The 18,177-nt window shown below is 73.7% G+C and carries 18 protein-coding genes; 13 read left to right on the forward strand and 5 right to left on the reverse strand.

What is annotated here, in order from left to right:
• Positions 1–6: 6 nt before the first annotated feature.
• Together RBL05_RS00415 and RBL05_RS00420 are read left to right on the forward strand one after the other, a co-directional pair.
• Positions 7–1,083 carry an NAD(P)-dependent alcohol dehydrogenase gene (locus tag RBL05_RS00415; protein WP_308741019.1) on the forward strand — a complete coding sequence of 359 codons (1,077 nt, stop codon included), beginning with the start codon at positions 7–9 and terminating at the stop codon, positions 1,081–1,083.
• A 150-nt stretch (positions 1,084–1,233) separates the two neighbouring features.
• Complete coding sequence (locus RBL05_RS00420) at positions 1,234–2,178, forward strand: phosphotransferase family protein (RefSeq protein WP_308741018.1); 945 nt, start codon at positions 1,234–1,236, stop codon at positions 2,176–2,178.
• A 72-nt stretch (positions 2,179–2,250) separates the two neighbouring features.
• Here the strand turns inward: RBL05_RS00420 and rpmB are convergent, their stop codons facing one another.
• Positions 2,251–2,448, reverse strand: coding sequence for a 50S ribosomal protein L28 (rpmB, locus tag RBL05_RS00425; RefSeq protein ID WP_082358657.1), 198 nt, complete (start codon positions 2,446–2,448; stop codon positions 2,251–2,253).
• A gap of 260 nt (positions 2,449–2,708) precedes the next feature.
• Here rpmB and RBL05_RS00430 point away from each other — a divergent pair, with 260 nt between their 5' ends.
• From RBL05_RS00430 to RBL05_RS00480, 11 genes are all read left to right on the forward strand, one after another.
• Entirely contained in the window at positions 2,709–4,925 is a 2,217-nt protein-coding gene (locus RBL05_RS00430; RefSeq protein WP_412523797.1) for an ATP-dependent DNA helicase RecG, read from the forward strand.
• 1 nt (position 4,926) lies between these two features.
• Positions 4,927–5,523, forward strand: a complete 597-nt coding sequence (gene rsmD, locus RBL05_RS00435) for a 16S rRNA (guanine(966)-N(2))-methyltransferase RsmD (RefSeq protein WP_308741016.1) — start codon at positions 4,927–4,929, stop codon at positions 5,521–5,523.
• 500 nt (positions 5,524–6,023) lie between these two features.
• Entirely contained in the window at positions 6,024–7,667 is a 1,644-nt protein-coding gene (locus tag RBL05_RS00440) for an HNH endonuclease signature motif containing protein (protein WP_308741015.1), read from the forward strand.
• A gap of 19 nt (positions 7,668–7,686) precedes the next feature.
• Complete coding sequence (locus RBL05_RS00445) at positions 7,687–8,247, forward strand: GNAT family N-acetyltransferase (RefSeq protein ID WP_308741014.1); 561 nt, start codon at positions 7,687–7,689, stop codon at positions 8,245–8,247.
• Positions 8,248–8,336: 89 nt separating this feature from the next.
• Entirely contained in the window at positions 8,337–8,771 is a 435-nt protein-coding gene (locus RBL05_RS00450) for a helix-turn-helix domain-containing protein (RefSeq protein WP_308741013.1), read from the forward strand.
• Entirely contained in the window at positions 8,768–9,148 is a 381-nt protein-coding gene (locus tag RBL05_RS00455) for a DUF3224 domain-containing protein (RefSeq protein WP_308741012.1), read from the forward strand. The genes RBL05_RS00450 and RBL05_RS00455 overlap by 4 nt, the downstream gene beginning before the upstream one ends.
• A gap of 31 nt (positions 9,149–9,179) precedes the next feature.
• Positions 9,180–9,671 carry a pantetheine-phosphate adenylyltransferase gene (gene coaD, locus RBL05_RS00460; protein ID WP_308741011.1) on the forward strand — a complete coding sequence of 164 codons (492 nt, stop codon included), beginning with the start codon at positions 9,180–9,182 and terminating at the stop codon, positions 9,669–9,671.
• Between the two features lie 4 nt (positions 9,672–9,675).
• Positions 9,676–10,263 carry a YceD family protein gene (locus RBL05_RS00465; RefSeq protein ID WP_308741010.1) on the forward strand — a complete coding sequence of 196 codons (588 nt, stop codon included), beginning with the start codon at positions 9,676–9,678 and terminating at the stop codon, positions 10,261–10,263.
• Positions 10,263–11,015 (forward strand): ribonuclease III, encoded by a 753-nt coding sequence (gene rnc / locus RBL05_RS00470; RefSeq protein ID WP_010552233.1) that lies wholly within the window; start codon positions 10,263–10,265, stop codon positions 11,013–11,015. Before RBL05_RS00465 ends, rnc begins: the two co-directional genes overlap by 1 nt.
• A 4-nt stretch (positions 11,016–11,019) precedes the next feature.
• A complete protein-coding gene (gene mutM, locus RBL05_RS00475; protein WP_308741009.1) occupies positions 11,020–11,958 on the forward strand; it encodes a bifunctional DNA-formamidopyrimidine glycosylase/DNA-(apurinic or apyrimidinic site) lyase in 939 nt (312 codons plus the stop codon).
• A 63-nt stretch (positions 11,959–12,021) separates the two neighbouring features.
• On the forward strand, positions 12,022–12,651 hold the full coding sequence (locus RBL05_RS00480; protein ID WP_053916733.1) for a response regulator transcription factor: 630 nt from the start codon (positions 12,022–12,024) through the stop codon (positions 12,649–12,651).
• Between the two features lie 3 nt (positions 12,652–12,654).
• Here the strand turns inward: RBL05_RS00480 and RBL05_RS00485 are convergent, their stop codons facing one another.
• Genes RBL05_RS00485 through cydB form a run of 4 tightly spaced genes read right to left on the reverse strand, consistent with a single transcriptional unit; the run spans position 12,655 to position 18,168 of the window.
• Positions 12,655–13,764: a sensor histidine kinase gene (locus tag RBL05_RS00485; RefSeq protein WP_308741008.1), complete on the reverse strand. Its 1,110-nt coding sequence runs from the start codon at positions 13,762–13,764 to the stop codon at positions 12,655–12,657.
• Positions 13,761–15,410 (reverse strand): thiol reductant ABC exporter subunit CydC, encoded by a 1,650-nt coding sequence (gene cydC, locus RBL05_RS00490; protein ID WP_308741007.1) that lies wholly within the window; start codon positions 15,408–15,410, stop codon positions 13,761–13,763. The genes RBL05_RS00485 and cydC overlap by 4 nt, the downstream gene beginning before the upstream one ends.
• Entirely contained in the window at positions 15,407–17,089 is a 1,683-nt protein-coding gene (gene cydD, locus RBL05_RS00495; RefSeq protein ID WP_308741006.1) for a thiol reductant ABC exporter subunit CydD, read from the reverse strand. The genes cydC and cydD overlap by 4 nt, the downstream gene beginning before the upstream one ends.
• On the reverse strand, positions 17,086–18,168 hold the full coding sequence (gene cydB, locus RBL05_RS00500) for a cytochrome d ubiquinol oxidase subunit II (RefSeq protein ID WP_308741005.1): 1,083 nt from the start codon (positions 18,166–18,168) through the stop codon (positions 17,086–17,088). The genes cydD and cydB overlap by 4 nt, the downstream gene beginning before the upstream one ends.
• Between the last annotated feature and the right edge of the window lie 9 nt (positions 18,169–18,177).

Genomic DNA, 18,177 nt, shown 5'->3' on the forward strand with positions numbered 1-18,177 from the left:
ACCACCATGCCGATCACCGTCAAGGCCCTGCAGAAGACCGGCCCGGACCAGCCGTTCCGCGTCACCACGATCGAGCGCCGCGACCCCCGTCCGGACGACGTGGTCATCGACATCGAGGCCGCCGGCATCTGCCACAGCGACATCCACACCATCCGCAACGAGTGGGGCGAGGCGCACTTCCCGCTCACCGTCGGCCACGAGATCGCCGGCACCGTCTCCGCCGTCGGCAGCGACGTCACCGACTGGAAGGTCGGCGACCGCGTGGGCGTCGGCTGCCTCGTGAACTCCTGCGGGACGTGCGAGGAGTGCCTCGCCGACCAGGAGCAGAACTGCCTGAACGGCAACGTCGGCACCTACAACGCGGAGGACGTCGACGGCACCATCACCCAGGGCGGCTACGCCGAGAAGGTCGTCGTCAACGAGCGCTTCGTGCTGAGGATCCCGGACGAGATCCCCTTCGACCAGGCCGCACCGCTGCTGTGCGCCGGCATCACCACCTACTCCCCGCTGCGCCGCTGGGGCGCCGGTGAGCAGGTCTCCGGCCGCGCCAAGCGCGTCGCCGTGCTGGGCCTGGGCGGGCTCGGCCACATGGGCGTGCAGATCGCCGCCGCCATGGGCGCCGAGGTCACCGTCCTCACCCGCACCCTGCGCAAGGAGGAGGACGCCCTCGCCCTCGGCGCGAAGCGCGTGCTTGCCACCTCCGACGAGGACTTCTTCAGCGCTCACCGCGGCGAGTTCGACCTGATCCTCAACACGATCAGCGCCGACATCCCCGTGGACCGCTACCTGCGACTGCTCGCCCCGCGCGGCGTCATGGCCGTCGTCGGCCTCCCGCCGGAGAAGCAGGCGCTGAGCTTCGGCTCGCTGATCGGCGGCGGCAAGGTGCTCGCCGGCTCCAACATCGGCGGCATCGCCGAGACCCAGGAGATGCTCGACTTCTGCGCCGAGCACGGCATCGCCGCGAAGATCGAGACGATCTCGGTCGACGAGGCCGACGCGACCTACGAGCGCGTGGTCGCCGGCGACGTCCGCTTCCGCGCCGTCATCGATACCGCCACCTTCGCGGGCGCCGCGGCGGAGTGACGGTCAGGGCGGCGGTCCGCCTCTCCGTGAGGCGGACCGCCGCGCCGACGGCCGCACAGCGTCAACGGGTTGTCTCGCGCAATACAGCGATAAGCAGCTGAGATGCGAGATGGGTTCACGACTCGCGCAGCATCCTCCGAAGGATTCCCCATGGACCCCTCCGCCGCCTCCCTCCGCACCCTCGCCCACGACCACCCCGAATGGTGGGCCGGCGCATCGGGCGAGATCACCGCCCGGCCCCTCGGTCGCGGCGAGTCCTTCACCGCCCACCTGCTGCGCCGCGGGGAGCGGGAGCTCGTCGTCCGCATCCCGCACAAGCCCCTCGACGAGCTGCCGCAGTCCCTCGCCTCCGAGCACGACCTGCTGCGCCGGGTCCCTGTCGGGCTCGCCGCCGAACCGGTCGCGGTCCACGAGCCGAGCTCCGAGGACCCGCAAGCCTGGACGGTCACCACCCGCGTCCCCGGCCGCGTGCTGCCCGCCGCGGACTGGGCGGACCGTTACCTGCTGCGCGCCCTCGCGACGAGCCTCGCCCATCTCCACCACGCCGGCGACCAGGCCGGACTGTCCGACCCCGGCCGCCCCGACCCCGTCGGCGCCGCGGATCTCGCCCACGACTGGTGGCGCGAGAACGAACCGGGATCGGCACGCGTCCTCGCCGATCTCTGGCCGGCGGTGCGCCGCCATCAGGAAGGCACGAGCGCGGCCTTCCGGGCCGTCACCCCCGTCCTCCTCCACGGCGACCCCGTAGCCGCGAACCTGCTCGTGGACGACGACGGCACGGTGCGCTTCGTCGACTGGGAATGGGCGCAGCGGGGCGATCCCGCCCGGGACCTCGCCTTCATCGGCGGCCCGATCACCGCTGAGCCCTGGTATGCCGCCCTGGACGACGATCTGCTGCGGGACCAGACCGCCCACTACCTCGCCGAGCGCTCACGCCGCTCGGGGGAGCCGTCCGAGCCCGTCGGCCCCGTCCTCGAGCGCCGCCGCGCGCACCTCGTCCACGAGGTCTTCTTCACCGCCGCGCACCTGCACCGCACTGGCGAGGAGGAGCGCTGCGCCGCCCTGCTCGCCCAGGTCGCCGACGTCGTGCGCTGAGCGGGCCGGACGCACGAGAGCCCCCACCCGGTCGGGTGGGGCTCTCGTGGAATTGAGTCCTTGCGGTCTCGCTCAGGCACCGAGCGTGCTGACCTTGCCTGCCTTGAGGCAGGAGGTGCACACGTTCACGCGCTTGCTGGTGCCGTTGATCACAGTGCGGACCGACTGGATGTTCGGGTTCCAGCGACGCGAGGTGCGGCGGTGCGAGTGGGACACGGCCTTGCCGAAGCGCGGGCTCTTGGCGCAGATGTCACACGTGGAAGCAGCCACTGTCGTCTCCTGGTACGTCGATGTTCTGATCGCGGTGCCCGCTCCAGCCCCCGCGCCGGAACGGCGGGGTCGGTGACCTGGGTGAGCACGGAGGTGCGAGCCCCCGGCGGTCAGGGCAACCACGGAATCATAGCCCAGATGCCCCGACGCCTGAAGAGGAGGAACGGTCCACAGTCCTGTGGAGTCCCTCACGATGTCGCAGGGCAATGGCACGATGGGCACCGCACCAGCACTCTACCGGGATGGAAGGGGTCGCCACGATGGCCAGGAGGACCTCCGCCACGCGCGGCTCCATGCCGCTGACGGAGCTGCTGGCCTCCAAGGAGTCCAAGGCGATGGCCTCCTTCGGCGTGCGCGATCTCGACGCCATGCTCCGCTTCGTCCCGCGCCGCTACGTCGAGCCCGCCCCGCTGCGCTCCCTGCGTGAGATCTCCGAGGGGCAGGAGGTCAGCGCCATTGTGCAGGTCGAGTCGTTCCGCTCGCGGCAGATGAGGTCCCGCTACGGCTTCATCGTCGAGGCCACCGTCTCCGACGGCTCGGACGAGCTGCCGCTGACCTTCTTCCTTCCCAAGCAGCACCACGTCGAGTGGTACGCGAAGCGCCTCCCCGTCGGCGCCACCATCGGCGTGCACGGCGCGGTGGGCCGGGACGACTACCGCGGCGGCCTCCAGCTCACCCATCCCGACTTCGAGGCCGTCGAGGACACCGAGGAGGGCCGCGCCTGGGCGCAGCGTCCCCGCCCCGTCTACCCCCTGAAGCAGAACATCTCGCTCGCGACGATGCGCTCCGCGATGAAGAAGGGCCTCGAGTTCGCCGGCTCCGCCACCAGCGCCGTCCCCGCGGAGATCCTGCGCCGCCGGAGCCTGCCCGACCTCGCCGAGGCCGCCCGTCTCGTCCACACCCCGCTGACCATGGACGACACCCGCCGTGGCATGGCCCATCTCCGCTTCGAGGAGGCCTTCGTCCTCCAGGCGATCTTCGCCCAGCGCCGCGCCCAGGACGAGCGCACCCCCGCCCCGCAGCTGCGCGCCGAGGGACCGCTCCAGCAGCTCTTCGACGAGCGCCTGCCCTTCTCCCTCACCGACGGCCAGCGCGAGATCGGCGACCTGCTCGCCGAGCGCATCGGCAACGGCCACCCCACCAGCGCCCTCCTCCAGGGCGACGTCGGCTCCGGCAAGACCGTCATCGCCCTGCGCGCCATGCTCCGCGCCGTCGACTCCGGCCACCAGGCGGTGATGCTCGCCCCCACCGAGGTCCTCGCCGAGCAGCACCACCGCACCGTGCTCGAGCTCCTCGGCGAGCTCAGCCGGGCCGGCCAGCTCGACGGTGCGCCTGAGGCGACCAGGGTGCGCCTGCTCACCGGCTCCCAGCGCACCTCCGCGCGCCGCGAGACCCTGCTCGACGTGACCTCCGGCCAGGCCGGGATCGTGGTCGGCACCCACGCCCTGCTCACCGAGGGCGTCGAGTTCGCCTCCCTCGGCCTCGTCGTGATCGACGAGCAGCACCGCTTCGGCGTCGACCACCGTCGGCGGCTGCGCGCCAAGGGCCCGCAGGGTCAGAGTCCGCACGTCGTGGTCATGACCGCGACCCCGATCCCGCGCACCGCGGCGCTCGCGACCGTCGGCGACCTCGACGTGCTCACGCTCGCCGAGAGTCCCGGCCGCCGCGCCGGCGTCGAGAGCTTCGTGGTCCACGAGAAGCTCCCCGCCTGGGAGCAGCGCATGTGGCAGCGCGCCGGCGAGGAGATCCGCGCGGGCCGACAGGTCTTCGTCGTCTGCGCCCGGATCGACGAGGACGAGGCCGACGACACCCCCGCGCAGCCCGTCCTCGACGAGAACGGCAAGGAGAAGACCCCCGCCCTCGACCCCGCCCGCGGCGTCGTCCAGACCGCCGAGCGTCTCGCCTCCCGCCCCGAGCTCGCGGACGCCCGCATCGGCGTGCTCCACGGCCGGCTCAGCGGCGAGGAGAAGCAGCAGGTCATGGAGCAGATGGTGCGCGGCGAGCTCGACCTGCTCGTCTCCACCACGGTGATCGAGGTCGGGGTCGACATCCCCAACGCCTCGGTGATGATCGTGCTGGACGCGGAGCGCTTCGGCGTCTCCCAGCTGCACCAGCTGCGCGGCCGCGTGGGCCGCGGCGAGCATCCCGGCATCGCCTTCTTCGACACCAGCGCGGTCGTGGACGAGGTGCACTCGCGGCACCTGCGCGCGATCGCCGATGCGCCCGACGGCTTCGCCCTGGCCGAGCTCGACCTGCGCCGCCGCGGCGCCGGCGACCTGGTGGGGGAGGAGCAGTCCGGCCTGCAGCGCACGCTGAAGCACCTCGACGTGCTGCGCGACGCCCGCTGGATCGAGGCCGCCCGCGAGGACGCCTTCGCGCTCGTCGCCGAGGACCCCGAGCTGGACGGCCATCCCGAGCTGGCCGCCGCCGTCGCCGCGCGGCTGCGCGATGCCGACCCTGACGTGGAGAGGAGCTGACATGCCGCGGATCATCTCCGGGACTCTCGGAGGGCGCACCATCCCCGGCCCGCCCGGGAAGGGCACCCGGCCCACCTCGGACCGCGTGCGCGAGGCCCTGTTCAGCCGCCTCGACGGCTGGGACGCGCTCGTGGGTGCCCGGGTGCTCGACCTGTATGCGGGCACCGGCGCGCTCGCCCTCGAGTCCCTCTCCCGCGGCGCCGCCCATGCGGTCCTCGTCGAGGTCCACGGGCCGACGGCCCGCCAGCTGCGCCGCACCGCCGCGGACCTCGGACTCTCCGACCGGGTCGACGTGCGCGCCGGGAAGGCCCGCGCCGTCGCCGCGGGCCTCGGCGGACACGGCGCGACCCTCGTCTTCCTCGACCCGCCCTACGACGTCTCCACCGACGAGCTCGAGCAGCTCCTCGTGACGCTCCGCCCCGCGCTCACCGATGACGCCCTGGTCGTCCTCGAGCGCTCCTCCCGCAGCCGCCCCGTCGAGTGGCCCGACGGCTGGGCCGATGACGGCACGAAGACCTACGGCGAGACCGTGCTGCAGTTCGGAGGGCCGCTGGTCGAGGACGAGGCCGCGGCGGACGGTGCTCCCGCCGAGGACTGACCGCCGCCCCGTCGGGATCGCGACGCTCGCGTCTCCCGCGACCCGGCATCACGCCCGCAGTCGCCTCGGCTCTCGTCGGCCGCGCCTCGAGGCGCACCTGCACTCCGTCCACATCGATCTGCCCGCACTTCTCGGTCCGGCAGAGCTCCATCCACAATTCAGGGCCACCCCTTGCGTCCGTCGCGCATTTGTGTATTCCGGCAGGAGGCAAGAATTCGTCCTGGTGGGACGCGAGAGGCGAGGTGAGGCATTCGCGGGGTGGAGAGCCCGACGCTCGTGCTTCACACACGCCGACCCTGATCTGCGCAGGTGACCCTCGAGTATCCACACGATGTGGAATGACTGTGCATTTGGTGCGAAGTTTCCTCCCCGCATCCCGGTTATCCACAAATTAGGGCAAGATGACGGCAGCTCTGGAGAATGTCGGATATTGGTCGTAGAATGAGAAGCACGGAGCGGTCGACGAAGAACGCTCATCACGACGCGGGGGAGGAGGAGCAATGGGAGACGACCCACGCCTCGACGTCCCGCCGCGCGCCGCATCTGCCCGCCCCAACGTCCCTGTTGCCTCCATCCCTGCCGCCACTGTCCGCCCGGGCGAGCCTCCGCGCCGCCCCGTGCGGGCCCGCCGGCCCCTGACCCCGCAGTCCCTCGTCGAGCGCGCCGACGTCGCACCCCGCACCGCCGAGGCGGAGACGGTGCTGCGCATCTACCGCCGGCGCCGCGAGCAGCAGGCCGCCTTCTACGTCGCCGAGATGCAGGACCTCGCCTCCCTCTGGACCGAGGAGGACGAGGACGACGAGAAGGCCCTGCACGCACTCGCCGCCGCAGCGGGCCTGCGCACGAAGCTCGGCCGGGGCGAGGTGCGGCTGCGCGACGCGCACGTCGCCGTCACCGACCTGCCCGCCTGCTTCGCCCGTGTCGGCGCCGGGGAGCTGCCGGTGGACTGGTTCGAGTGGCTGCTTCGCAGCGTGCTGCGCCTGACCTCCCACCAGCGCTGCCAGGTCGACGAACGGGTCGCAGCCTGGCAGCTCGACGCGATCGACGTCGAGCGCTTCTACCGCGAGCTGCGTCTGCTGATCGACTGGTTCGGCCGCGCCGCCGTGCAGGAGACGCCCGGTGAGCAGCGCGCCGTCCACCTCACCCCGTCCCCGGACGGCGATGGCACCGGCTGCCTCGCCGTCGTCGGCCCGATCCCCGAGCTCCTCGCGCTCGGCCGCCGTCTCGACGGCGCCGCCCGCGCCGTCCAGGACGCTCAGCGCCAGGCGCTCGAGACCGGAGCGCCGATCCCCTTCGACCTCGACGGCGACGTCGCCCGCGAGGGCCGGCCCATGCCGCTTCCCGCGCTGCGCTACGCGGTGATGACACGCTCCCCGCTCGCGACCGGCGGCGTCGAGGTGCCCGAGCCCGCCTTCCGGATCTCCGTCGTCGTGCCGATCCTGACCCTGCTGGGCCGCTCGCATGCGCCCGCGACGCTCGACGGCACCATCCCGATCCCCGCGCGCATGGCCCGCGAGCTCGCCGCGAAGGCGCCGGCCTTCGAACGCGTCCTCGCCGACCCGGCCAGGGGCGGCTACGCCCCCGCCGCCTCGAGGACCTACCGGGTCAGCCGCGCGATGGCCGAGAACCTGCGCCTCATCGACCCCGTCTGCGCCGTCCCCGGCTGCGACTGCAACGTCATGACCGTCGGCGAGAGCGACCACATCGAGGAGTTCGACCTCGAGCACCCCGCCCGCGGCGGACCCACCACGATCGAGAACCTGCACCGCCTCTGCCGCCGCCACCACCGCATGAAGACCGCAGGCCTCCTCGACCCGGTCCGGGACGAGACCACCGGCGTGACCCGGTGGAGGATCGGCGAGCTCGCCGTCTGTGACTCCAGGCCCGACGGCGACCTCGTCACCCGTGAGCTCGGCCAGCAGCTCCGCCGCGCCTGGGAGCAGTACGAGGCCGATCTCGAGTTCGAGGCGATCCTGCACAGCGGCGCGCTCGACGAATCGCCGCAGGAGCGACTCGACGCGATCGAGGAGCAGCGCTGGGGCGAGCATCTCCTGGAGTACTGGTCCCGCCCCGACACCGGCGGCGCCGACCCCGGCCCGCCCGGCCTCGATCCCCGCGACGGCTGCGGCCCACCGCCCTTTTGAGCCCGCGTACCCTGGTGCGATGACGCGCACCCTCGACGAGCTCGACTGGCCGCTGCACACCGACCTGCTCACCCTCCGCCGCGGCCGGAGCGAGGACGCCGAGGCGGTGTGGCCCTGGTACGGCCTGCCCGAGGTGCAGGAATGGACCGCCACCCTCAGCCCCACCCTCGCCGACCATCAGGAGTGGTGGGACCGCACCCTCGACACCTGCGTCGTCGGCCTCCGGGACGGCCGGATCGTCGCCGCCGGGAAGATCGAGCGGCAGGACGCCTGGTCCCAGGCCGACATGCGCGAGCAGGCCGCCGGCAAGCAGGCCGAGATCGGCTGGGTGCTCGATCCGGCCGTGCAGGGCCGCGGACTCGGCACCGCCTTCGCCGCCGCGCTGCGCGACATCGCCGTGGACGGGCTCGGCGTGCGCCGCGTCGAGGCGTGCTGCTTCGCTGAGAACCTCGCCTCCCGCCGCGTCATGGAGAAGATCGGCATGCGCCTCGAGGGCACCTTCCGCGAGGAGTCCCTCCACCGCAGCGGACGCTGGCTCGACGGGATGAGCTACGCCCAGCTCGCGAGCGAGGTGCGCTGACCGCTCAGCCCCTGCCGAGCACGTGCGAGGGGCCGACGGCGGCGGTGCGGGATCGGTCGCTCCCGGCCGCGGAGTGGTTCGGAGCGGAGATGCCGGGGAGCGTCGGCGCCGGCGAAACGGCGACCGCGACCGAGGCGGCGCCGCTGCTCGACGACTGGCTGTGCGCGCTGGGGCCGGCCGACGCCCCGGGCTTCGAGGATCTCCGCGAGGTGCTGGACGTCCTCTCCGACCCCGCCGTCACCTCCGTCGCCTCGCTCGAGCGGCGCACCGCCCGCTCCGCCCGCTCGCTCCAGCGCCTCTTCCGCCACCACCTCGGCGTCGGCCCCAAGCGGATCCTGCTGCGTGCCCGGGTGCAGGACGCGATCGCCGCGATCGACCGCGGCGACCCCCGCCCCCTCCCGGACCTCGCCCACGACCTCGGCTGGTTCGACCAGTCCCACTTCATCCGCGACGTCCGCGCCGTCACCGGCATGACGCCTTCGTCCTACGCCCAGCGCACCGGCGACGACATACTGGAGCCATGACCAGCCACACCGCCTCCTTCACCGTGCAGATGGCCCCCGGCGCCCCGATCGACGGCGCCGCCGACCGCTTCTCCCTGACCAAGACCTGGACCGGCGAGGCCGAGGGCATCTCGCGCGGCACCATGCTCACTGCCGGCGACCCCGAGACCGGCAGCGCCGGCTACATCGCCAGCGAGCTCTTCGAGGGCAGCCTCGGCGGACGCACCGGAACCCTCGCCCTCCAGCAGCTCGGCACCATGACCGGCGGCGCGCCCGCCCTGCAGTACGTGATCGTCCCCGGCTCCGGCACCGGCGACCTTGCCGGCACCACCGGCACCCTCGAGATCGGCGAGATCCACGACGACGGCCGCCACGAGGTGCGCTTCACGCTGGGCTGAGCCGCTCCCTGCCCGCACTAGAGTGACCGCCATGACCACCGTCGTCCTGCCCGGCTCCTTCGACCCCTTCACCCTGGGCCACCTCGACCTCACACGGCGCGCGACGGCCCTCGGCCACCACGTGATCGTCGCCGTCTCCCACAACCCCTCCAAGAAGGGGCTGCTGGACCTCGAGCAGCGCACCGCAGCGATCCGCGCCGCGCTCGCCGACGAGGGCCTCTCCCAGCAGACCGAGGTGCGGACCCTGCCCCGCGGCCTGCTCGTCGACTTCTGCCGCGAGGTCGGAGCAGGCGCGGTCGTGCGCGGGCTGCGCTCCCAGCTCGACCTCTCCTACGAGGAGCCGATGGCGCGGATGAATCACCACCTCGCCGGGACCGACACCGTCTTCCTCCTCACCGACCAGTCCCTCGCCCACATCTCCTCCTCCCTCGTCCGCGAGGTGCACGCCCTCGGCGGTGACGTCTCCGACATGCTCCCCGCCGCCTCGCTGGAGGCGCTCCGGACCGCCTCTGACCTACGCTGAGCAGATGACCACCGACGCCATTCCCACCTCGCCGCTCGACGACGCCCTGCGCTTCGACGCCGTCGACCTCGTCGGCCGCACCGGCACGCACCGCCGCGTCGAGCACACCGTCCCCGCCCCGGCCCGCGAGGCCGGCGGCCTCGCCATGCAGGTCTCCGAGGGCGAGCCCATCGCGATCGAGCTCGAGCTCGAATCCGTGGTCGAGGGCATCTACGCCCACGGCACCGTCACCGCCCACCTCGAGGGCGAGTGCTCGCGCTGCCTCGACCCCGTCGACCAGGACATCGCCACCCGCTTCGACGAGCTGTTCCTCTACCCCGAGAAAATCAAGGCCGAGGAGCGCGAGGACTCCGTCCTGCTCGTCGACGACGAAGTGCGCCTGGGCCCCGTGGTGCGCGACGCCCTCGCGATGGAGGCCGACGAACGCCCCCTGTGCCGCGAGGACTGCCCGGGCCTGTGCGCCCAGTGCGGCTTCCGCATGGAGGACGACCCCGACCACCACCACGAGGTCATCGACGAGCGCTTCGCCGCGCTGAAGGGCCTGTTCGACGAGGACCCGCAGGACGACGACGCGCAGGACGGGAAGGCCTGATGGCGCGCAGGCGCCGGGCCGCCGAGGCCGCCGCCCCGCAGGGCCTGCTGGACACGCTGCCGCTGGACGCCGGGCAGGCCGCGGACCTCACGGACTCCGGGCTGCTCGATCTCGCGCTCACGCACCGCTCCTACTCCTACGAGCACGACGGCCTCCCGCACAACGAGCGGCTCGAGTTCCTGGGCGATGCCGTGCTGCAGCTCGCCGTCACCGAGCACCTCTACGCCGCCCACCCCACGCTGCCCGAGGGCGATCTGGCCCGGCGCCGCGCCGCGACCGTCTCGACCCGGGCGCTCGCCGTGATCGCCTCCCGCCTCGACCTCGGCGCCTACGTGCGCCTGGGCCGCGGGGAGGACCTCACCGGCGGCCGCGCCAAGGCCTCGATCCTCGCCGACACCACCGAGGCCGTGATCGGCGCGGTCCACCTCGCGCTCGGCCAGGACGTCTCGCGCCGCTTCGTGCTGGACCTGCTCAGCCCCATGCTCGACTCCGACGAGTTCCTCGAAGCGGGATACGACTTCAAGTCCCGCCTGCAGGAGATCGCCGCCGCGGAGGGCAAGGACGTGGTCTACGCGCTCACGGAATCGGGCCTCGAGCACCAGAAGACTTTCACCGCGACCGTCACCGTCGAGGGGGTCGTCACCGCCCGCGGCGACGGCGCCTCGAAGAAGGACGCCGAGCTCGCCGCCGCCCAGAACGCGGTGCGGGGCGTCCTCGCCGAGCGCGGCGAGTCCCTCATCCCCAGGGGCTGACCCAGTGCCCGAGCTGCCCGAGGTCGAAGTGGTGCGGCGCGGCCTCGAGCCCCGCACCGTCGGCCGCACCATCACCGCGCTCGAGGTGCTCGAGCCCCGCTCCCTGCGCCGACAGGCCGGGGGAGAGGATCGCCTGCGCGCGGCCCTCGTCGGCTCCCGGCTCACCGCCGTGGTGCGGCGCGGGAAGTTCCTGTGGTGGCGCCTCGCGGAGGCGGACGGGTCCGAGGCCGGGGAGGCGCTGATGGCGCACCTCGGCATGAGCGGACAGCTGCGGATGAGCACGCCCGGCGTGACGGCCGCGCCGGCGGTGGAGGTGTCCGAGGGGCCGGCGTCCGACCCGCTGCGGCACCGCCGCGTGAGCCTGCACCTGGACGGCGGGGCGCGGCTCGACTTCGTCGACCAGCGGATCTTCGGCGGGCTGTGGACGAGTCCGCTCCTCGAGGCGGAGGGCGGGGCCCTCGCCGGCGTGGGCAGCCCCGACGCCCTGCTGCCGGAAGGCGCCTCGCACATCGCGCGCGACCTGCTGGACCCGGCCGCGGACCTCTCCGGTATCGCCCGGGCGCTGCGCACCCGGCGAAGCGCCGTCAAGACGCTGCTGCTGAACCAGGAGATCGTCTCCGGGATCGGGAACATCTACGCCGACGAGGCGCTGTGGGCGGCGCGGATCCGGTACGACACCCCGGGCGCGGCGCTCGGCCCCCGGCAGGCGCCGGCGCTGCTGCGCGCCGCCCGCGACGTGATGGAGCGGGCGCTCGAGGTGGGCGGGACGAGCTTCGACGCGCTGTACGTGAACGTCGACGGGCGCAGCGGGTACTTCGCCCGCAGCCTCAACGCCTACGGCAAGGAGGGCGAGCCCTGCCCGCGCTGCGGCACCGTGATGCGGCGCGTGATGCACGCGAACCGCTCCTCGCACTTCTGCCCGCGATGCCAGCGGGGACGCTGAGGCCCGCGTCGTGCCCGGTGCGATAGATTTCGACGTGCCCGCCGAGATGAGGAAGGACGCCACGTGACAGCGACCCAGCAGGACGGCCCGATCCGCGTGATGCTCGTCGACGACCACGAGGTGGTCCGCCGCGGCATCGTCACCGCGATCGACGCGAGCCCCGCCCTCACCGTGATCGGCGAGGCGTCCTCCGTCGCCGAGGCGACCCGGCGCCTCCCCGCCATCCGGCCCCAGGTGCTGCTGGTCGACCTCCAGCTGCCCGACGGCACCGGCATCGACGTCATGAAGGTCGCCCGCGAGCTCGACCCCGAGCAGAGGATGCTGGTGCTGACCAGCTTCGACGACGACGCGGCGCTGCGCGAGTCGCGCGCCGCGGGCGCCGCCGGCCTGATGCTGAAGTCCGCCCGCTCCCAGGAGATCGTGGAGGCGATCCAGGCCGTGCACGCCGGCCGCCCCGTCTGGCCCGCCGATCACGTCGAGGACGGCCCGGACCTGTCCGAGTCCGATCAGCGGATCGTCGAGCTGATCGGCGACGGGCACTCCAACCGCGAGATCGCGGGCGCCCTCGGCATCGCGGAGAAGACCGTGAAGAACCGCGTCACCGTCATCCTGCAGACCCTCGGCATGCAGCGCCGCACCCAGGTCGCGGCGATGGTCGCGGCCCGCCGACGGGCGGGCTGGAAGCCGCAGTAGGCGTCACGCCACCGGCAGCGTCACCCGCCAGGAGATCATCGTGCCCGGCTCGAGGGTGATCGCGTCCACCCATCCCGAATGGCGCCGGGCCCGCGAGGACATGTTCGCGAGCCCCGAGCGGCGCCGCACCGTCGGGTCGATGCCTCGGCCGTTGTCCGAGACGTTCACCTGCACCACCCGGTCCACGCCCTCGGAGAACACGCTCACGGAGACCGCGACCGCGCTGGCATGCGCGTGACGGGCGGCGTTGGCGAGGCACTCGCGCACCACCGCGACCACGTCGTCGGCGATCTCCGGCGGCAGCTCCGCGTCCATCTCCGCGGGATGCGGGGGCAGGCGCAGCGAGGGCACGAAGCCGAGGCCGGCGGTCGCGAGCCCCACCTCGCGGCGCAGCTGCTCGGTGAGCGTCGCCTCCGCCCGCTCCCGGCGCAGTGACTGCACGATCAGCCGGATCTGCGCGACCGCGTTCTCGACCCCCTGCACGGAGGCCGCGACCGAGGAGCGGATCCGCGCCTTCGACGGGGTCACGTCCGGGGAGCCGAGGGAGTCCACCAGCCCCTCGAGCTCCATCCCCACCGCGAACAGCTCCTGGATCGCGAGGTCGTGCAGATCGCGCGCGATCCGTCCGCGCTCGTCGTCGATCTCGGAGTCGGCCTGCAGGGTCGGGACGCGCAGGGTGAGGCCGACGAGCCCCGCGAGCGCGTCGAGCCGCTCCCGGTCCGCGGCGGTGAACTCCTCGGAGCCCTCCGGGCGCAGCACCCCGAGCAGCCCGGTGCCGTGCTCGGCCGCATCGATCACGGCGAGCATCACGCGCCAGCTCTCCTCGCCGAGGGCGAAGGTCTCGATCCGCTCGAGAGCATCGGCGTCGGCCTGCTCGAGCGCCACGCCGATCGGATGCGCTGCGGGCACCTGCTCGCCGAGCAGGGCGGGGGCGTCGGGCCCGTCGACCATCTCGATCGTCCACGCCTCGCGGTCCAGGGGCATCACCAGCACGGCGCTGCGGGCGCCGAGATCGGTGCGGGCCGAGCGGAGCATCAGGTCCAGCAGGTCCTCGGTCTCCCCGCCGGCGAGCACGGCGCCGGCGAGGTCCTGGATGCGGGGGCGGTCTCTCATCGGGGCTCTCCGATCCTGAGGACGGGCGTGTCGGCGGGGACCGCCTCGGGGCGATGGGTGACGACGACGACCGTGGACGAGGCCGGGACGAGGGACTCGTCGCCCGGGGTGAGCAGCGCCGCGAGCAGCGCGTCGCCGCGGGCGGTGTCCAGGTGCTCGGTCGGCTCGTCCAGCAGCAGCACCGGTCCGCGTCGCACCACGGCGCGGGCCAGCAGCAGGCGGCGCCGCTCGCCGCCGGAGACCGTGGTCCCGTCCGGGCCGAGCATCGTGTCGAGCCCATGGGGGAGGGTCGCGAGCCAGTCGTCGAGGCCGACGGCGGCGAGCGCCGCGAGGGCCTCCTCATCCGTCAGGTCGCCGCGGACGACGCGGAGGTTCTCCCGCAGCGTGGTCGCGAAGACATGCCCGTCCTCGGCGAACATCGTCACCGCTTCGCGCAGGGAGGCGGCGTCGGTCGAGACCTCGCCGCCCAGCGGGGCGAGGAGCCCGGCGAGCGTCGCCAGCAGGGTCGACTTCCCGCTGCCGGAGGGGCCGACGACCGCGAGGCGGGAGCCGGGGGCGAGGTCGAGGTCGAGGCCGCGCACGCACGGAGCGTCGGGGGACCAGCCGGCGGTGAGGTCGCGGGCGGTCAGGCTCGCCGTGGCGGGACGCTCGGCGGGGACCGGGGCGGGGCCGTCGCCCTCGCCGCCCTCGCCGATCAGGGCGTCGAGGCGCTCCGCGGCGGCGCGGGAGCGGGCGTGCTGGGTCGCCGCGGCGGGCAGGGCGGTCGCCGCCTCGAAGGAGGACAGCGGCAGCAGGAGCAGGACCCCGATCTGCCCGGCGGAGAGGTCCCCGGCGGTCCAGGCGGCGCCCGCGGCCAGCAGCGATCCGGTCACCGCGAGGACCATGCTCGCGGGCACCGCGGCGGCCGCGAGCGCGGCGGGGCGGGCGGCCCGGTCGATCGCGGCGTCGTGCGCGGACTGCGCGGCGGCGAGGCGGGCGAGGGCCGTCTCGAGCCGCCCGTCCACCCGCAGCGAGGTCGCGTCGTCGAGGATCTCCAGGGAGTGGGAGGTGACGTCGCCGCGGGTGGTGAGCACGGCCTGCTCGGTGAGCGCGGCGGCGCGGTGCGCGAAGTACGGCGCGGCCACGGCCGCCAGCAGCAGCGAGGCCGCCATCGCGGCCGTCGCGGACACGGACAGCGGTGCGAAGGTCGCCAGCACCACGACGAGCATCACGGCCGCGACCAGGGCGGGCACGATCGCCTTGATGACGTGGTCGCCGAGCTCCTGCGCGTCATCGCCCAGTCGGGCCAGCAGCTCGCCGCGCCGCAGCCGCGTCAGGGCGTCGTCGGTGCGGGAGGCGAGCGCCGTGAACAGCGAGGTGCGCAGCGCGACCACGCCCCGCAGCGCCACGTCGTGGGTGAGCATCCGCTCCAGCCAGCGGAACACGCCGCGGGAGACGCCGAGGGCGCGGACCGCGACCACGGCGACGGTCAGGTCGAGCACCGGCGGCATGGTCCAGGCGCGGGTGACCAGATAGGCGGAGACCGCGGCGAGCGCGAAGGCCGAGCCGAGGGTCGCGACCGCGGCGAGGACCGCGGCGAGGAGCCGCGCGGGCGGGATCGCGAGGGCGCGCTCGGCGCGGCGCAGCGGGGCGGCCTGGTCGGTCATGCGGCGACCTCCGCTCGCGCGTCGACGGAGACGATGTCGTCGGCCGCCTCGACGAGGCGGGAGCGGTGGGCGACGACGAGCACGGTGCGGCCCTGGGCGCGCAGCTCGCCCAGCAGGTCCAGCACGATCTGCTCGGCGGCGCCGTCGAGATGGGCGGTCGGCTCGTCGAGCACGACCAGCGGGGCGGGGGAGAGCAGGGCACGGGCCAGCGCCAGGCGCTGCCGCTCGCCGAGGGAGAGGCCCTGCCCGCGGCGGCCCAGGTCCGCGTCCAGTCCGCGGTGCGCGATGACGGCGTCGAGGCCGACGGCGGCCGCGGCGGCCCCGAGCTCGTCGTCGTCCGCGTCCGGGCGGGCGGCGGCGAGGACCTCGCGCAGGGTGCCGGGCGGGAGCACGGGCCGCTGGGGGAGCAGTGCGATCTGGTCCCAGAGGCTGCGGCGCTCCAGCTCGCGCACGTCGGTCGCGGTGCCGTCGGCGGCGATCACCTCGGCGCGGCCCTGCTCGGGCTCCAGCAGGCCCAGCAGCACCTGCACGGCGGTGGTCTTCCCGGCGCCGGAGGGGCCTGTCAGCGCGGTGATGCGGCCGGGGAGGACCTCGATCTCCGCCGCGTGCGGGGCGAGCCCTTCGCGGGAGGCGACGCTCACGCCGCGCAGGGCGAGGGTCGCGCCTGCGAGGTCGGGGGCGGGACGGGTCCCATCGGCCGGGGCGTGCTCGTCGAGCACCTCGAAGGCCGCGCCGACCGCGGCGAGGCCGTCGGTGGAGGAGTGGTACTGGGAGCCGACGTTGCGCAGCGGCTGGTACACCTCGGGGGCGAGGACCAGCACCGCGAGCGCCGGGGCGAGGTCCATCTCCCCGTAGACGAGCCGCATGCCGATCGAGACGGCGACCAGCGCCACGCACAGGGTCGCGAGCAGCTCGAGCACCATCGAGGAGAGGAAGGCGAACTTCAGCGAGCCCATGGCGGAGGAGCGGTGGCGGTCGCCTAGGGTCTCCACCACCCGCTCCGGGCCGCGCTCGCGGCCGAGGGCGCGCAGGGTGGGCAGGCCCTCGACGAGGTCCAGCAGCTGGGACCACAGGGAGCGCATGTCCGCCAGCAGCCTCTCGGAGCGGCCCACGGTCATCTTCCCCACCAGGATCATGAACAGCGGCACGAGCGGCAGGGTGACCAGGGCGATCACGGCGCTGAGCGGATCGAGCAGCCCGATCGTCAGCAGGCACAGCGGGGTGACCGTCGCCGAGAGCATCAGCTGGGGGACGTAGCCCACCAGATAGGGGCGCAGCTTCTCCAGCCCCGTCGTCGCCAGCGCCGTCACGTCCGCGCCCCGGCCGGCCCCGGCCCGCGGGCCGAGCCGGGCGGCGTGGGCGAGGACGCGGGCGCGCAGGTCGCTGATCGCGGCGGTGGCGGCGCGGTGCGCGGTCGCCTCCTCGACCAGCACCGCCCCTGCCCGCACGGCGAGCGCGAGGACCAGCAGGGCGAGCATCCCCGGGGCGTCCGCGGGGACGTCCCGCTCGACGAGCAGCCGCGCGCCGAGGTGCGCGATCACCAGCGCCGTGACGATCACGGAGGCGGCCTGGACGAGCCCGAGGACCACGGTGCGTGCGACATGGGCGCGCGCGGCGCGCACCTCCCGGACCAGTCGGGGGTCCAGGGGTGCTCGCCGCGCGCGCGTGGGGGTGCTCACTCCTGGCCGAACGCTTCCCGGTAGCCCGCCCTGGCCCTCCGGGCGAGGCCCTCGCCGGGGGCGGGGGAGTCCTCGTCGGTGATCCGGTGGCGGAAGACCCGGTAGGTCCAGATCGTGTACGCGATGACGACCGGCAGCAGGATCGCGAGGGCGATCAGCATCACCGTCAGCGTGTGCTCGGTCGAGGAGGCGTTCGCGACGGTGAGCGAGTTCGCCGGGTCGTTCGAGGCCGGCATGACGTACGGGAACAGGCCGCCGAACAGGGTGATCGTCGCCGCGGCGATCGCGGTGGTGGTCGCGCCGAAGGCGAGGCCCTCACGACGGGCACGGCCCAGCGGCACCACCGCGATCAGCGCCGCCGCCGCGATCGCGAGCGGGATCAGGGTCCACGGCGTGTTCGAGTGCGCGAGCTGGAACCACAGCAGGTACGCGGCGCCGGCCACGATCGTCGGCCACACGAGCCGGCTCGCGAGGCGGTGGGCGTCCTGGCGCAGCGGGCCCTCGATCTTCAGGGTCAGGTACAGGGTGCCGTGCAGCCAGAACAGCAGCACGAACACGAGCCCGCCCAGCAGCGCGAAGGGGTTCAGCAGTCCCAGCAGCGAGGTGGTCACCCAGTGGTTCTGGTCGATCGCGACGCCGGCGACGATGTTCGAGAAGGCCACGCCCCACAGCAGGGCCGGGGCGAAGCCGCCGATCACGTGCACCACGTCCCAGGAGGTGCGCCAGCGGTCGTCCTCGTGCTTCTCGCGCCACTTGAAGGCGCACACCCGCACGATCAGCACCAGCAGCAGGAGCAGCAGGGCGAGGTAGAAGCCGGAGAACAGGGTGGCGTACCACTCGGGGAAGGCCGCGAAGAGCAGCGCGCCGCCGGTGATCACCCACACCTCGTTGCCGTCCCAGACGGGGCCGATGGTGCGCAGGATCGTGCCGCGGGTGCCGGCGCCGCGGCGCCAGAAGGCGGCCACGTTCATCTGCACGCCGAAGTCGAAGCCCTCGAGCACGAAGTAGCCCAGGAAGAAGAAGCCGATCAGCGCGAACCAGAGGGTCTGCAGGACCGTGGGGTCGAGCATGGTGTCCATGAGCAGGTG

This window comes from Brachybacterium sp. GU-2 (genome assembly GCF_030866705.2).
Taxonomy (GTDB): Bacteria; Actinomycetota; Actinomycetes; order Actinomycetales; family Dermabacteraceae; genus Brachybacterium; species Brachybacterium conglomeratum.

Excerpts from the sequence above, each read along its gene's own strand:
- RBL05_RS00415 (WP_308741019.1), top strand. The coding sequence starts at position 7 with ATGCCGATCACCGTCAAGGCCCTGCAGAAGACCGGCCCGGACCAGCCG.
- RBL05_RS00420 (WP_308741018.1), top strand. The coding sequence starts at position 1,234 with ATGGACCCCTCCGCCGCCTCCCTCCGCACCCTCGCCCACGACCACCCC.
- RBL05_RS00430 (WP_412523797.1), top strand. The coding sequence starts at position 2,709 with ATGGCCAGGAGGACCTCCGCCACGCGCGGCTCCATGCCGCTGACGGAG.
- rsmD (WP_308741016.1), top strand. The coding sequence starts at position 4,927 with ATGCCGCGGATCATCTCCGGGACTCTCGGAGGGCGCACCATCCCCGGC.
- RBL05_RS00440 (WP_308741015.1), top strand. The coding sequence starts at position 6,024 with ATGGGAGACGACCCACGCCTCGACGTCCCGCCGCGCGCCGCATCTGCC.
- RBL05_RS00445 (WP_308741014.1), top strand. The coding sequence starts at position 7,687 with ATGACGCGCACCCTCGACGAGCTCGACTGGCCGCTGCACACCGACCTG.
- RBL05_RS00450 (WP_308741013.1), top strand. The coding sequence starts at position 8,337 with ATGCCGGGGAGCGTCGGCGCCGGCGAAACGGCGACCGCGACCGAGGCG.
- RBL05_RS00455 (WP_308741012.1), top strand. The coding sequence starts at position 8,768 with ATGACCAGCCACACCGCCTCCTTCACCGTGCAGATGGCCCCCGGCGCC.
- coaD (WP_308741011.1), top strand. The coding sequence starts at position 9,180 with ATGACCACCGTCGTCCTGCCCGGCTCCTTCGACCCCTTCACCCTGGGC.
- RBL05_RS00465 (WP_308741010.1), top strand. The coding sequence starts at position 9,676 with ATGACCACCGACGCCATTCCCACCTCGCCGCTCGACGACGCCCTGCGC.
- rnc (WP_010552233.1), top strand. The coding sequence starts at position 10,263 with ATGGCGCGCAGGCGCCGGGCCGCCGAGGCCGCCGCCCCGCAGGGCCTG.
- RBL05_RS00485 (WP_308741008.1), bottom strand. The coding sequence starts at position 13,764 with ATGAGAGACCGCCCCCGCATCCAGGACCTCGCCGGCGCCGTGCTCGCC.
- cydC (WP_308741007.1), bottom strand. The coding sequence starts at position 15,410 with ATGACCGACCAGGCCGCCCCGCTGCGCCGCGCCGAGCGCGCCCTCGCG.
- cydB (WP_308741005.1), bottom strand. The coding sequence starts at position 18,168 with ATGGACACCATGCTCGACCCCACGGTCCTGCAGACCCTCTGGTTCGCG.